The 15,355-nt window shown below is 36.0% G+C and carries 13 protein-coding genes; 8 read left to right on the forward strand and 5 right to left on the reverse strand.

Annotation, left to right across the window (positions count from 1 at the left end):
- Nucleotides 1-29: 29 nt before the first annotated feature.
- The 4 genes from MTQ00_RS07115 to MTQ00_RS07130 form a co-directional block, all read right to left on the reverse strand.
- Nucleotides 30-683, reverse strand: a complete 654-nt coding sequence (locus MTQ00_RS07115; RefSeq protein ID WP_172278685.1) for a rhomboid family intramembrane serine protease — start codon at nucleotides 681-683, stop codon at nucleotides 30-32.
- 14 nt (nucleotides 684-697) lie between these two features.
- Entirely contained in the window at nucleotides 698-3,286 is a 2,589-nt protein-coding gene (locus MTQ00_RS07120) for a DNA gyrase/topoisomerase IV subunit A (RefSeq protein WP_273648256.1), read from the reverse strand.
- Nucleotides 3,286-3,771, reverse strand: coding sequence for a hypothetical protein (locus MTQ00_RS07125; protein ID WP_273648257.1), 486 nt, complete (start codon nucleotides 3,769-3,771; stop codon nucleotides 3,286-3,288). Before MTQ00_RS07125 ends, MTQ00_RS07120 begins: the two co-directional genes overlap by 1 nt.
- A gap of 86 nt (nucleotides 3,772-3,857) precedes the next feature.
- Nucleotides 3,858-5,741: a DNA topoisomerase IV subunit B gene (locus MTQ00_RS07130; RefSeq protein ID WP_172278691.1), complete on the reverse strand. Its 1,884-nt coding sequence runs from the start codon at nucleotides 5,739-5,741 to the stop codon at nucleotides 3,858-3,860.
- 219 nt (nucleotides 5,742-5,960) lie between these two features.
- Here MTQ00_RS07130 and MTQ00_RS07135 point away from each other — a divergent pair, with 219 nt between their 5' ends.
- From MTQ00_RS07135 to MTQ00_RS07170, 8 genes are all read left to right on the forward strand, one after another.
- Complete coding sequence (locus MTQ00_RS07135) at nucleotides 5,961-8,207, forward strand: two-component regulator propeller domain-containing protein (protein ID WP_273648258.1); 2,247 nt, start codon at nucleotides 5,961-5,963, stop codon at nucleotides 8,205-8,207.
- A gap of 32 nt (nucleotides 8,208-8,239) precedes the next feature.
- On the forward strand, nucleotides 8,240-8,815 hold the full coding sequence (locus tag MTQ00_RS07140; RefSeq protein ID WP_337249983.1) for a sensor histidine kinase: 576 nt from the start codon (nucleotides 8,240-8,242) through the stop codon (nucleotides 8,813-8,815).
- Entirely contained in the window at nucleotides 8,784-9,512 is a 729-nt protein-coding gene (locus MTQ00_RS07145; RefSeq protein ID WP_273648259.1) for a LytR/AlgR family response regulator transcription factor, read from the forward strand. The genes MTQ00_RS07140 and MTQ00_RS07145 overlap by 32 nt, the downstream gene beginning before the upstream one ends.
- Before the next feature lie 275 nt (nucleotides 9,513-9,787).
- Nucleotides 9,788-10,618: a hypothetical protein gene (locus MTQ00_RS07150; RefSeq protein WP_273648260.1), complete on the forward strand. Its 831-nt coding sequence runs from the start codon at nucleotides 9,788-9,790 to the stop codon at nucleotides 10,616-10,618.
- Nucleotides 10,554-11,018 (forward strand): T9SS type A sorting domain-containing protein, encoded by a 465-nt coding sequence (locus MTQ00_RS07155; protein WP_273648261.1) that lies wholly within the window; start codon nucleotides 10,554-10,556, stop codon nucleotides 11,016-11,018. Before MTQ00_RS07150 ends, MTQ00_RS07155 begins: the two co-directional genes overlap by 65 nt.
- Before the next feature lie 185 nt (nucleotides 11,019-11,203).
- Nucleotides 11,204-11,914: a hypothetical protein gene (locus tag MTQ00_RS07160; protein ID WP_273648262.1), complete on the forward strand. Its 711-nt coding sequence runs from the start codon at nucleotides 11,204-11,206 to the stop codon at nucleotides 11,912-11,914.
- A 3-nt stretch (nucleotides 11,915-11,917) separates the two neighbouring features.
- Nucleotides 11,918-12,580 (forward strand): YiiX/YebB-like N1pC/P60 family cysteine hydrolase, encoded by a 663-nt coding sequence (locus MTQ00_RS07165; RefSeq protein WP_273648263.1) that lies wholly within the window; start codon nucleotides 11,918-11,920, stop codon nucleotides 12,578-12,580.
- A gap of 135 nt (nucleotides 12,581-12,715) precedes the next feature.
- Nucleotides 12,716-13,864 (forward strand): methionine aminotransferase, encoded by a 1,149-nt coding sequence (locus tag MTQ00_RS07170; protein ID WP_273648264.1) that lies wholly within the window; start codon nucleotides 12,716-12,718, stop codon nucleotides 13,862-13,864.
- Nucleotides 13,865-13,885: 21 nt separating this feature from the next.
- Here MTQ00_RS07170 and cls read toward each other — a convergent pair whose 3' ends face one another.
- Nucleotides 13,886-15,352 (reverse strand): cardiolipin synthase, encoded by a 1,467-nt coding sequence (cls, locus tag MTQ00_RS07175; protein WP_273648265.1) that lies wholly within the window; start codon nucleotides 15,350-15,352, stop codon nucleotides 13,886-13,888.
- Between the last annotated feature and the right edge of the window lie 3 nt (nucleotides 15,353-15,355).

The raw sequence follows: 15,355 nt of genomic DNA on the forward strand, positions 1-15,355 counted from the left end.
TTTTGATATTTTATTTAAAGATAGGTTTTTTATCCTATTCTTTTCCTGACAAAAATTTCATAGCTTAAGTACAGGAGCGGAATCGCCATAATTCCAATATACAAACCGTTATCCATTGCTCTTTCAGGCTGATTGATCACCGCATATAGCAAACCGAAAAAGGCTCCGCCAAGATGCGCTGCATGACCTATATTATCATGTTGTCTGGGATTAAGCATCATATAGACGGAATAGCTGAAATAAAGAAGCCCGAAAATATAGCCCGGAATTCCGATAGGAATAAAGAATATATATATTTTAAGATCAGGAATAAGTGCAATGCCGGCAAATAATATCCCTGAAACCCCTCCACTCGCTCCAATAGCAGAATACCATGGCTGCTTCTGATAGATAAAGAGGGAAAACATGTTTCCGAGCAGTATAGAACCAAAGTATACAATTATGAAACCCAGATTTCCAAAACCTTCCATTACGATAGGCCCAAAGAAATAAAGAGTCATCATATTAAACAGAAGATGCATTAAATCTGCATGAAGGAAACCTGCAGAAAGGAGACGGATGTACTCTTTCCTGTTTTGAATAGCTCCTACATTAAATTTATACTTTTCGAAAATACCATGATTATTAAAAGCAATAAAGCTGATAATACTGGTAGCTATAATAACTAATAATAAGATATTCATGATTAATTTAAAATTTAATTTTCGTCACTATCAGTATCTCCTTCAAAAAGGTCACCGATAACCCCACCGTCTTCATCAGTGCCTTCAGTATGTTCAGGCTCTTCATATACTTCCGGTTCCTCTTCTTCAATCTCCGGAACCGTAATATTTATCGCTTTTACCTTGAATTTGGTAAATTGATTTCCGATTGCTTTTATACCTTTCACCATAATAAAATCATCAATATTTATGGTTTCGGGATCACGTTCTTTTCCTTTATCTTTTGAAAAAATGATTTCTGCAGTAGATCCGTTGGCTACTATCACATTCTCAATAAAGGATTTGCTATGCTCCGAAGGCATGAAATTCTGAGGATTGGTATTATTTTCGAGAAGGAATCTTTTAATAAAATACATCTCTTTTTCCCCGTCATAATAAATACAGGTTACAGGCTGCTGCGGCCGCCATTTTTCAAGGATCAGGTAATCATCGTCAAAACGGTTTCCAAGGTCAAAACTTACCAGCTTTGCCTCTCCATTGGAATTAATCGTCAGGATTTTATCATCTCCTTTAAAATTCCCTAACAAAGTACCCCTGCCATCAGCATTTAATCTTCGTACCGTATCATCAAACCAGATTCTTCTTGGAGCCAGGGTTGAAATACCTTCTTCCTTAAGATCTACTTTTTTCACGGAGTATTTAGTCACCAGGTTTCCTTTGGAATCACGGCCTTTAATTGCCAATTCAGAAAAATCGATATCCATCTTATTTTTTCTGATTCTTGGATTCGGTTTCAAGAGAACAGTAACCGTTTCAGCTTCTCCATTCGGATTAGCGGAAAAATAAAGCACTTCGGAGCCTTTTTTATCAGATGCCAGAGGATAATCTGTATTTCTTGTCACCGCCGTCACGGAGAAACGTTTCATATAATACGGACCTTCTTTACCTTCACGGTAGATCATATTATACACTGTTCTCTTGTCGTTTTTCTTCCAGACAGCCACATGCAGGAGATCTTTTCCGATAAAGGTTTTTGCCTCTACTTTGACGATCTTCATACTTCCGTCTTTTCTAAAAGTTATAATATCATCGATATCGGAGCAATCGAACAGGTATTCATCTTTTCTCAATGAGGTTCCTATAAATCCTTCTTCACGGTTTACATAGAATTTTTCGTTAGCCACGGCTACTTTTGTAGCATCAATGGTATCGAAAATTCTTAATTCGGTTCTTCTCTGCTTTTCTTTACCGTACTTCTTCTGAATATTTAAATAATACTCGATAGCATAAGCGATAAGATTAGCAAGATTATGTTTAACCTGCTCTATCTTACCTTCAAGAGCAGCAATATTTTCTTTAAATTTATCTAAGTCGAACCTGGAAATTCTCTTGATTCTGATCTCTGTCAGCTTCAGAATATCTTCCTCAGTTACGGCTCTCAAAAGATGCTTGGTATGTGGTTTTAATCCTGCATCAATAGTTTTGATTACCTCTTCCCATGTCTTTACTTCTTCAATATCGTGATAGATTCTGTTTTCGATGAAAATCCTTTCCAATGAAGAAAAATGCCAGCTTTCCTGAAGTTCGTGAAGTTCAATCTCCAGTTCTTTTTTCAGCAATGAAACGGTATGATCCGTATTCATTCTCAGGATTTCAGAAACACTCAGGAACATTGGTTTATCCCCCACAATTACACACGCATTCGGAGAAATTGTTACCTGACAATCTGTGAAGGCATATAACGCATCAATTGTTTTATCCGGTGATACGTCATTATGGAGATGGATCAGAATTTCTACGGTATCGGACGTATTGTCTTCAATTTTTTTAATCTTGATCTTACCTTTTTCATTAGCCTTTAGGATAGAATCTATCAGATCACTGGTTGTTTTGGAAAAGGGAAGTTCAGAGATAACCAAAGTATGTTTATCGGTCTGTGTAATTTTGGCTCTTGCACGTACTTTACCACCTCTTTGTCCGTCGTTGTATTCAGAAACGTCCAGATACCCTGCTGTAAGGAAATCTGGGAAAAGTTCAAACTTTTTTCCTTTAAGGTGAGCTACTGAAGCATTGATCAGTTCATTAAAGTTGTGAGGAAGTATCTTCGTGGATAATCCTACACCAATCCCTTCTACTCCCTGCGTTAAAAGTAAAGGGAACTTTACGGGAAGATCTATAGGCTCGTTATTTCGTCCATCGTAAGATTTTGCCCACTCCGTTGTCTTAGGATTGAAAACTACCTCCAGTGCAAAAGGGGTTAATCTGGCTTCAATATACCTTGCTGCTGCAGCCGAATCTCCGGTAAAGACATTCCCCCAGTTTCCCTGAGTGTCAATCAGAAGCTCTTTCTGCCCGATCTGTACCATGGCATCAGTAATAGAAGCGTCCCCGTGGGGGTGATATTTCATTGTATTTCCTACAATGTTCGCTACCTTGTTGTACCGCCCGTCCTCCAGCTCACGCATGGAATGCATAATTCTTCGCTGAACGGGTTTTAATCCATCGTAGACCGATGGAATCGCTCTATCTAAAATCACGTAAGAAGCATAGTCCAGAAACCAGTCTTTATAAAGTCCGGAAACTTTCTTCAGGCTTTCGCCTTCATGTGAATTTTCTTCTGTCATTATTCGTTTTTAACGTTTTTCTCGTTATTCGCTTTTACTACTTTATTTAAAGAGAATTTCAAATCATTTACTTCTTTTGTCGTCAGGTAAGAAATTTCGTATTTCAACATGGTTGACCCACTATTCTTACTTGAAATTGTAATATATAATCTTTTTACAAAGAGTAAATTGACGATCTCGTATTTTATTAATTTGTATTTTGGAAATTCATCACTTAAAGGTTTATCTAAAAATGGAATGATGTTCCTGTTTTTGAAATTGAGAGCCTCTCCATCACTATCATACTCAAATATTTGTCTTCCGGTAAGATGGAAAGCTAATAACATAATTACCGGTACAATAATCAGCAGATAGCTTTCTGTTCCTAAAATATTAAATTTATATTCTTCTAAAAAGAAGGACACAATTCCGGCTATTAAAAACATTATTAAGAGGGTATTAATAAAGTTGTAGCCCGGTGCTTTATTACGGTTACTTAATCTCATTGTTATTTGTGTTTAAGTTTAAAGGTTATGCCATTTAAGTTTTTTAAAGATTAATTATAACAAAAAAGTTTTTTGGAGGGATCTATTTAACTTTCTACTTCGCTTATTAGTTCTCTGCTATCAATATCCCCGTCTTCTACAACAAGATTTTCAAGAATGAAAACCTGCCTGTCCGGTGTATTTTTACCCATATAAAACTCTAAAAGCTGTTCTATGGTCTGATCTTTTCCAACAACTACAGGCTCCAGGCGGATATCTTTACCTATAAAATGTTTAAACTCATCGGGAGAAATCTCTCCAAGCCCTTTAAATCGTGTAATTTCAGGGTTTTTTCCTAGTTCATTCAAAGCCTTTACCCTTTCCATTTCCGTATAACAATACCGGGTTTCTTTTTTATTTCTCACCCTGAATAAAGGTGTCTGAAGGATATAAAGATGCCCGTTCTTGATCAGGTCCGGGAAAAACTGCAGGAAGAATGTAATCATTAAAAGACGGATGTGCATTCCATCGACATCCGCATCAGTTGCAATAATAACCTGATTGTATCGCAGATCTTCAAGACTTTCCTCAATATTTAAAGCGGCCTGCAATAAATTGAATTCTTCATTTTCATACACTACTTTCTTGGTCAGTCCGTAGCAGTTCAATGGTTTCCCTTTCAGTGAGAATACAGCCTGCGTTTCTACGTCTCTTGATTTCGTGATGGATCCCGATGCGGAATCTCCCTCGGTAATAAAGATCTGTGTATCCCCTTTTCTTTCTGCCTTCTGATCATTATAATGTTGACGGCAATCACGCAGTTTTTTATTATGAAGCGATACTTTTTTCGCCCGCTCTCTTGCCAGTTTCTGAATTCCCGAAAGTTCCTTTCGCTCTCTTTCGGAAATTAAAATTTTCCGTTGAATGGCTTCTGCAATCTCAGGGTTTCTGTGCAGGAAATTATCCAGTTTGCTTTTTAAGAAATCAATGATAAAGGTTCTTACAGTGGGACCATTAGGGCCCATATCATTAGATCCTAATTTTGTTTTGGTCTGGGATTCAAAAACAGGTTCTTCTACATTAATTGAAATGGCAGCAATGATTGATTTTCTGATATCCGAAGCATCAAAGTTTTTGTTGAAAAACTCACGGATTGTTTTCACATATGCTTCACGGAAAGCATTAAGGTGGGTACCTCCCTGCGTTGTATTCTGCCCGTTCACAAAAGAAAAATAGGTTTCAGTCTGTGATTTATCCGAATGCGTAATAGCTACTTCAATATCATTATCCATCAGGTGTACGATCGGATATAGAATTTCGCTTTCCAGTTCTTCTTCTAGCAGATCTTTAAGTCCATTTTCTGAATAATAGGTTTCCCCGTTAAAAATGATCTTCAGTCCCGGATTCAGATATGCATAGTTCCGGAGCATTCTTTCGATATACTCTTTTCTGTATTTGAAATGAAGAAAGATTTCTCCATCGGGTATAAACGAAATTTCAGTACCGTTCCTGTCCGAAGTATCTTTTTCCTCATGGTTTTCCGAAATGATTCCACGTGAAAATTCCGCAACCTTCATTCTTCCGTCGCGGAAAGATCTTACTCTGAAATAATCAGAAAGCGCATTAACCGCTTTTGTACCAACACCATTCAATCCTACGGACTTTTTAAAGGCCTTACTGTCGTATTTACCTCCGGTATTCATTTTGGAAACGGCATCCACCACTTTCCCAAGTGGAATACCCCGGCCAAAATCACGAATCGTTACCTTTCCGTCATCTACTTTTATTTCAATTCTCTTACCCGATTTCATCCTGAACTCATCGATAGAGTTGTCCAGAATTTCTTTAAGTAAAATGTAAATACCATCATCGGCGGAAGAACCATCTCCAAGCTTTCCGATGTACATACCGGGACGCAAACGAATATGTTCCTGCCAATCGAGGGTTCTGATATTATCTTCTGAATAGATTGGATTTATTTCTTGTGACATAAGTTATTTCAGCAAACACACAAAAGTACGAAAATGCTTAAAATTATCCGAATTTTTCTAATTCATTTTTTTCAATATTATGTAATATGTTTTGCATTATTATCAAGCAAATTTTATATTTACATCATTATTCAAGATCAAGTGAAAAACCTACGTGATTTTCTTCTATTTTTAGTAATACTATTTTTTCCATTTCTTTCATTTTCTCAAATCCCGGGATTGGTAAATTATAGTGAGAAAGACGGGTTGAATAGCTCTTATACCTATTCTATGAGTCAGGATGACAAAGGACTTATCTGGATTGGTAGCGATAATGGACTTTTCAGGTTTGATGGTAAGGAATTTAAACAATACAATAAAAAAAGCGGGCTTAAAAACATTGATATCCTTGGGTGCAACCCTCTATCTAATGGTGAGATTTTCATCGTAACCTACCTGAGTGATTTTGCCTATCTGAAAAATGGCAAAATCATCAATCCGGATGATAACAAAGAGCTTAGGAAACTTAAATTCCGTGACACTTCCCATACTTACAGCAGTGGAGATTCAGTTTGTATATATACAGCCAACAATCCAAAAGATATCTATATATACAGACGTGGAAAAGTAACAACAATTCCTCTTTCCTTACATGCAGGTTTTCCCTTAGTGGGTCGTAATCCTTATATATTCAGTATGGATGTGGCCAACCACCTGCTTTACCTTACAGATGATACCCAAAAAGTTATAGCATATGATATCCTCACAAGAAAGAAAATACTATGCAATATTTCATTACCAAAAAGTGCCATCTACAGAAAGGGGGACTTCTTAGTTGCTTACCGTGGAAATACTATTGATATCTTCAAACGAAAAAACAAATTTGAATTCATTAAAACGCAGTCGTTTTCTGTTGGAGAACCGATCCATCAGCTTGTTATTGACCGTAACGACAGATTGTGGGTATGTTTAGATAAAGGAGGAGTTCTTTATTACAAAAATACTTTACAGGATGGGAACCTATCCCGGCCCATGAAGATCATGAATGATTTTGTCATGAATCATATCCTCGTAGACAAGGATAAAAACATCTGGTTTTCCACCAGAAACAATGGTATTTACTTTATTACAGATAAGTTTTTCAACAATTATATCCATCTTCCTGTAAAGAATAATTCTTCCTACATTACAGCTATCGGAAAAAGTGGTAAAAACATTATCATGGGGTACAATGAGGCAAAATTCGGCATTTTAAAATCGAATACCATCATTGATGTATCCCTTGAAAAAAATAGGAAAATTGAAACAAAGGCCCTGTTTTCAAAAGGGAATAGTGTTATACTGGGGCTTAGTTTAAGAACGTACCAATACAATACCGATAATAAAAAAATTACAACCATTGGTGATTATAGCTTAAAAAATATAATCCCTTATAATGACAGTTCAATACTCCTCTGTACTTCCCAGGGTCTTACACTTTATAATTTCATTACCGGGGCCAAATCTGACCTGTTTAATGAAAGAGCCTATACAGCCCTACGCTACGACAAAGATAGTGTCTTTGTTGGAAGTTTTAAGGATGTGTATAAAATGAATGTAAAAACAAATAAAAGAAAACTATTTATTGAGGGATATTACTTCAAAGATATCAAAAAACTTAAGCCTGATGTATATGTAGGCTCAACCAATCTCAATGGAGTCCTGATTTTTAATAACAAAAAGATCCTCAAAAGAATCACTGAAAAAGATGGTCTGTCCACAGACCAGATAAAAAAAATCGAAGTTGAAAATGAAAACGTTTTCTGGGCGAGTACCAACTCCGGTTTGAGCAGGATAGAAATAAAAGGGAAAAAACTGGCCATCGATAATTTCACACAAACCGATGGGCTTCCCTCTAACGTAGTCGCCGGATGCGTTATAAAAGACGACACCATTTATGCCGGAACTTCAAAAGGGCTGGGTATCTTACCTATTCACAACTTGTTAACCCAGCAGAAGTTTATCAATAAAAAAGTAGTCATTAATTCTGTAACCGTAGGGGATAAAGAGATATTTGATCTCAATCAGGAAATTAAAGGGCAAACACCTGACAACACAATAACTTTTGACCTCAGCTTTCCGGATTATATCTCTCAGGGTATGATCAAATTCAAGTATAAAGTCGAAGGTCTGACCGACGAATGGCAAATAAGCAATTCATCTAAAATCATGTTTAATTCAATTCCGCCGGGGAAATATACTTTTAAAGTTTTCGGGCTCGGTTATAATGGAAAACGATCCTATACATTTTCGTCAATAGCATTTGAAATTAAGCCCAAATTCTGGCAAACCTGGTGGTTTAAATTCTTCATCATTATAATAGGATGCTCACTTATTTTTGTGGTGGTTACTATTTACTTTCAGAGAAAAAGAAACAAAAACTCGAAACGCTTTATTATGAAAAGAAGATTGCCGAACTTGAGTTACAGGCCATCAAGGCACAAATAAATCCACATTTCATTTATAACTGTCTCAATTCTATTCAGTTTTTGCTCTACAAAAAAGATTATGCGGAAACTGAAAACTATTTAAACATATTTGCTCAGATGATACGAAAAACGTTACACTATTCTGAAAAGACATTTATGCAGATCAAAGAGGAAATTGAATACCTTTCTCTATATCTGAATATGGAAAAATTACGTTTAAAGGATCAGTTCGACTACACCATAACACGTTCAAAAAATACAGATGAAAACTGGATGATCCCATCATTACTGATACAGCCGTTTGTAGAAAATGCCATAAAACATGGTGTTTCCGGTTTAAAGGATCGAAAAGGAAATATCAGGATTACATTTGATTATACCGATTCACTTCTTTGTATTACTATTGAGGATAATGGCGTGGGAATGGAAAAAAGACCGGAATCTGCAAAAGCCAATTCTTTCGGAGTGAAATTATCTCAAAAAAGGATTGAAACATTCAGGCAGCTTTTTGAGACTGATATAACGTTGGAGCTGAATAATCTCTCCGAAAAGGACGGAAAACAAGGTACACAAATTAAACTATATATGCCCCCCTATGAAAACCAAAATACAAGCCTGCATCATTGATGATGAACAAGACGGAAGAGATTATATTTCTCTCCTGCTGAAGAATGAGTTTCCGGATATACAGATTTCGTTTCAGGCCTCAAGCGTAGAAGAAGCCTATGTTAATCTTCTGAAAAACGCTCCGGATATCTTATTTTTAGATATCCAGCTAAAAGACGGTACCGCATTCGATTTGCTTTCAAAATTCAAGGAGATCAGCTCGCAGATCATATTTATTACCGCCTTTGAACATTTTGCGATCCAGGCCATAAAAAATGGAGCAACGGATTACCTTCTGAAACCTATCAAAAAGATGGATTTTATTATCGCTGTAAATAAAGCTCTGGAAATCAACAAAAAGAACAGAACTTCTACACCGGCTGTTCACCAGAATAAAATAAGCCTACCTACTATGCAGGGATTCAAGCTTACAAATATCGCAGATATTGTTCGTTGCGAAGCGGATTCCAGCTACACTACATTTTATATGAGTGATAAAACAAAGGTTATTGTATCGAAAACACTGCATGAATTTGAAGATTTTCTTTCCGATTATAATTTTTTCAGAATTCATCATAAACACCTCATCAATCTGAGCCACTTAAAAGAATACATCAAAGGAAAAGGAGGACAGGTGATTATGACTGACAACTCTGTTCTGGATGTTTCCGTCCGTAAGAAAAATGATTTCTTAAATAAAATTGAACAATTGGAATAAATCCTAATCCGATTTTTCAAAAAGCAAAATCCCTCCATCCAACATAATATTTTGGATGGAGGGATATTTTATATGTATGTAAAATATCGTTTGAATCCAGACGCTAAATCACAATTAAGAGAAATTACATAACACTTATTAGTGAAGCAGGAACACTTATTAAATCACAATACCCTGGCATCAGATATCGTAATACATTTATAACAAGTTCATAAACAAATTACTAATAACTAAAGTTTTTTCTGGTTTTTGATTGATAAAACCAGTAGCACATTATGATAAGAATATATTTTTTAACGATTTATTTGTTCCTTGGATGCCTTCTGATGAATGCACAAGCTCCTTGTTCTGATTTTAACGGTACCAGTAATCCTTTAGGAAACTGGCAGCTGGATCCTGTAAACAACGCTGTCAATTACAACCTTGGCAGCCCCAATACATTAGACGGTTCACAATATCTTATACTAGATGATCTTTCCGGTGGGTCCTGGTTCATCAATCCTGTTGACTATAAAAACATAGGCCAAAGATTCCTGGGACAATGTCTGTATTTCGATTTTTATCTTGAAAAAGACGGAGGTTTTAATGCCCCACTCCATCCTACTATTTACATTCTTTCAGGAAATCAGGCGATTACGTTTGTTGCCAATGCTACAGTAACCCCTAATAGCGGATGGGTCCGGGTACGTGCTCCATTAGCTTTAGCTACGAGCTCAGCTTTTCCAAGTAATTCAGAAGGTACATGGAGCATGCCGGGAGGTACATGGACTGACTTCAATAATGTATTGAACAATTCAACAGCAGTAATGATATCGCCAGACATTACTTCAAGCCCAAGCGAGAGAGTATACTTCGACAATATTTGCATCAAATCATGTGACGGATGTACAGCAGACTTTAAACTTGAAACATCATTCAGTACACAAGGTAATAACACAGGAACTGTGAATTTAACTCTTACCAATCCAATTCTTGTTTCAACACCCAATAATCCGGGCAGTAGCTACACTGTAAACTGGGGTGACGGAACAACATCTCCTTATGTTTTTTTCCACTTTAACCCATACTTATGCCACTCCTGGTACATATACGATATGTGTTACTGAAAAGCAAGGAAAACTACTGGTATGTACAAGATGCTTCACTTTCTGTTATTCCAAATCAACAGTCCCTTCCAGAGAGGCTAATATTGGCAATACAGCACCTCAGATTGATATCAAAGCTATTGGCAAGGCAGAGTTAACAGCGATGGATAATGAGTACAGACTGGTTCCTAACCCCGCTAAAAACTATGTGGATATTCAAACAAATCTATCCTCAAGAGGACCTGTTTCCATAAGAGTTCTTGATACATCGGGAAAAACAGTGCTGGAAAAATCAGAAAACCTTGAAAGCGGCCGCCAGAATATAAAACTAAATACTGAGCATCTTATTCAGGGGAATTATATTGTTGAAATTAAATCAGCCAATAAAATAAATTCTCAAAAATTGATTATTTCAAAATAAAATCCAAAGTTTTTAAAAAGAGCTGTTCATATCCGAACAGCTCTTTATTCATTTTCATGTTGGTTACAGTTAACCTCCGATTAACAACACTTATTAAAAAAACACCAACACTTACAAATTCACAGTATCGGGATGTTTACTATCATGATACTTTTAGTCTACCAAAAAAACAAAAACTTTAACCTATGAAAACAAAAACGCTTCTGGTCCTTGCCGGACTGGCAACTACACAATGTATGTTTAATTCTTGTGGCGAAGACAACACAAACCTGCAAAATGAAAACTACCAATCAACCCAATCATTACCTAAAACAGCTCTAAGCTTTACCAATGGTACTTATTTTACAGATCCTCAGGCTGTAAATGCAGGATTCGAATTTATCCGAAGTAAGTTTGCTCAAAATCCGGGCTATGTTTTAAATCAGCAGGATCTGAATACATTTTACGAAAAAGCTCAAATTGCAACGGATGAAAGATTACCACTTGATCAGGTTAATAATATTATTAACAAAACAGTAAGTTTAATGCAGGTACCTTTTGCACAGGCTGTTCAACAATTAAATATTTCAAGTGCTGCAAAATCATTAGCGATAACAATTAATAACGGTTCAATCATTCATTTAGAGGCGAATGCAGCATATAACAATCTTCCGGCTAATGAAAAATCAATGATTAAGAATATCAATGACTACAAATACAATGCTGAACAAGGAAATTACCTGATTACAGGAATTCCAACCGGTAAACAACCGTTATGGATTACAGGCGGTATGATCGGTATGGTAGGCGGTGGTATCATTGGATTTGCAGTAGCAGGTCCTGTTGGAGCACTTGTAGGAGCAGGAATAGGTGTGGTTGGTGGTATTATAACAGGAGCTATACTAGGAGCTAAGTAAACTATGAGAATTGCATTTCCTTATCAAAAAATAAATTTCTTAATTGCTGTTATGGGCCTTGCGCTCATAATAGCAGTTTTCTCTTTTCATAAAGACCCTTCTTTAAAATATAAAATTAAAAATATTGAACTGAATAGTGAGGCCATTTATTTAATACAAAGAGGTACAACAGGAAAACTGGGAAATGTCGCAAAAGACTTTAATATCAATAATAAATATGCTTCTCATTTGGGAATTGGTTTTGTCAACAATAATATCCTAACCATTTATCATGTGTATGTGGACAAAAATAAAAACAATAACAATCTTTATATTGATAGTATAGACGAATTCATCAGTCCTGAAGACCTGAATTATTTGTCTATCTGGAAACTTAAAAATATTGATACCGCAAGTTTTAAGCATATTAAACAGACCCTTCGCGAATCTGAAAAAGAAAATATCAATTTTGATTTTAAGTTTGAGGAAAACAACAAAGCCTATTATTGCTCGGAATTTATCGTAAGAATATTGGAGAAAAATAATATAAAAATCATGTCTGATCATAAAAAAAACATCGCCGGAATAATGAGCCAGATTTTAAAAAAAGATACCCTTACCTATTTCCCTGTAGATGGCTTTGAAAATAGTAATCAAGTAATCAAAATATTTGAATGGATAAAATAATCTTTTATATATACTCAAAAAAATAAAATCACAAATAATAAACATCAGGGTTATCGAATTGGGTAACCTTTTCTTATATCCATACTTCTGTATTGGAAAAAATAAATTAAATTCGAAGTATATAAAATACAGTCAATGATACAGCTTCCTCTTTCCAAGCTTTCCAATGTTGGAACTACTATTTTCAGTCAGATGACTCAATTGGCAAATGAAAATCAAGCCATCAATTTATCTCAGGGATTTCCGGATTTTATGCCGGATCCAGAATTACTGAATTACGTGGATAATTTCATTAAAAAAGGGTTTAATCAATATGCTCCCATGGGAGGGATGATTGGATTAAAGGAAGAAATTGCCAGGAAAATTGAAAACAGCCATCAGGCCATTTATCATCCCGACTCAGAAATTACAGTAACGGCAGGGGGAACACAGGCTATTTTTACAGCCATAGCCACGTTCATCAAGAGAGACGATGAAGTGATTATTTTTGAACCGGCTTATGATTGTTATGAGCCGACCGTAGAACTTTTTGGAGGAGTTATCCGGCGTTTTGAAATGAAGGCCCCGGATTATGTGATCGATTGGAATGCTGTAAAAGGAATGGTTAATGAAAAAACCAAAATGATCATTCTTAATAATCCTAATAATCCTTCGGGAAGGATCTTAAAGGAAAGCGATATTCAGGAGCTTATTCATATCGTAAAAGATACACCGATTCTCATTTTAAGTGATGAAGTATATGAAAATATTGTTTTCGACGGAAAACAGCATTTAAGTATCTGCAAATATCCAGAACTAAGGGAAAGAAGCCTTCTGATAGCTTCATTTGGAAAGCTTTTTCATGTTACAGGCTGGAAAGTGGGCTATTGTGCAGCTCCAAAAATCCTGACCGACGAATTCAGAAAAGTTCATCAGTTCAATGTGTTTAGCGTGAACACACCCATTCAGCTGGCGCTAGCCGAATATATGAAAGATGATGAACATTACAACCACCTGAATGAATTTTTCCAGAAAAAAAGGGATTTTCTACGGCAAGGGCTTTCGACTACTTCATTCGAATTACTTGATTGTGAAGGAACATATTTTCAGGCTTTAAAGTATGATAAGATATCGGATAAAAATGATTTTGACTTTGCCAGCGAATTGACAGTGACCCATAAAGTAGCCAGTGTTCCCTTCTCTTCTTTCTACAAAAACAAGATGAACGAAAACGTGATCAGGTTATGCTTTGCAAAAAAAGAGGAAACGTTAGAAAGGGCAATTGAAAATCTATCTAAAATATAGCACATAGGTAAAGGTACCTGGTCAGATGAGTGGAGAAAGCAAGCGGGCTAAATGTTCAAAGAAAATCTTTAGCTTAGGTCTTTTTCTCCATTCATTAAGATGAATTTCAGAGCAATCATTCATATCATGAAGAAATACCTGCTCAATCTCCCGGTTTGTTTCCTTATCAAATACAAGAGTATTCACCTCAAAATTCAGCTCCTGACTCCTCACATCCATATTTGCAGTACCTACTGATGAAAAAAGATCATCTATGATCATCGTTTTAGCATGTATAAACCCTTTTTTATAAAAAAAGATTCTCACATTACTTTCCAGTAATTCCTCATAATAGGAATAAGCAGCTGCATTTACCACAACAGAATCTCCGGACTCAGGAACCATAAGCCGTACGTCAAGTCCGGCAATAGCAGTTTGTTTGATGGCATTGAGAACTGTTTCTACGGGAATAAAATAAGGGGTAACAATATATACTTTTTCTTTGGCCGAAAGAATAGCAGAAGCTGTACTCAGCATGATGGAAGGCTTGGTATCCGGTCCACTGGCGGCTACCTGAATAATTGTGCTTCCTTCTTCATCATCCTTATAATTGAAATAGTCTTCAGACAAAGGAGGAATTTTTTCGGTTGCAAATATCCAATTGCTCAGGAATAAAAACTGGAAATAAAAAGCTCCGTTTCCCTGGATATATAAATGCATATCGCGCCAATATTGTGTAGGGTTAGGATTGATATATTTATCAGAAACATTGATTCCACCTGTAAAAACTTTTGTTCCGTCAACAATAATAATTTTTCTGTGATCTCTGTAGTTGACCCTGTTGGCGAGAACCCTGAAAGTAATTTTGTTGACAGGAGAAACTTCTACTCCGGCTTCTCTTAATCTTGCAAGCAGTTTCTTTCCGATTTTACCACTTCCCATATCGTCATAAAGAAAACGGATAATAACACCTTCCCTAGATTTTCTCACCAGTAAATCCGCAAGTCTATTACCTATATCATCATTTTCGTAAATATAATATTCAAGATGAATATGGTGTTGCGCATTTTCAAGAACCTCAAAAACTTTTTGAAATTTCTCCTCTCCGTTAATCAATACTTCTACCTTGTTTTTACGGGTCAGGGGTGAGTGTCCGCCATGATAAAGAAAATTAACGGTCGTTATAAAATCCTCCAGCTCTTTTTTTCTGATACCAAGAGTTTCATAATGCGTTTCTTTGATATATTTTTTAATCCTGTTATAGATTTCCTCGTTTCTTTCAATCTTGAATGTATAGAACTTATTCTTCCTGTAATTAACACCAAAAACAAAGTAAATCACGATCCCTATTATGGGTAAAAAGACGATCAGTAGCAGATAAGCCAACGTTTTGCTGGTGTTTCTGGTATCCATGATAATTCTCACCGCAAGAAAAAAGATCCCTGCAAGATAGAGTATTTCAATCGCAGGTAAAATGTAAGGAAACTGGCTTAAAAATTCTTTAATCATAAC

It is taken from the genome of Chryseobacterium sp. B21-037, assembly GCF_028570785.1.
Lineage (GTDB): Bacteria > Bacteroidota > Bacteroidia > Flavobacteriales > Weeksellaceae > Chryseobacterium > Chryseobacterium proteolyticum.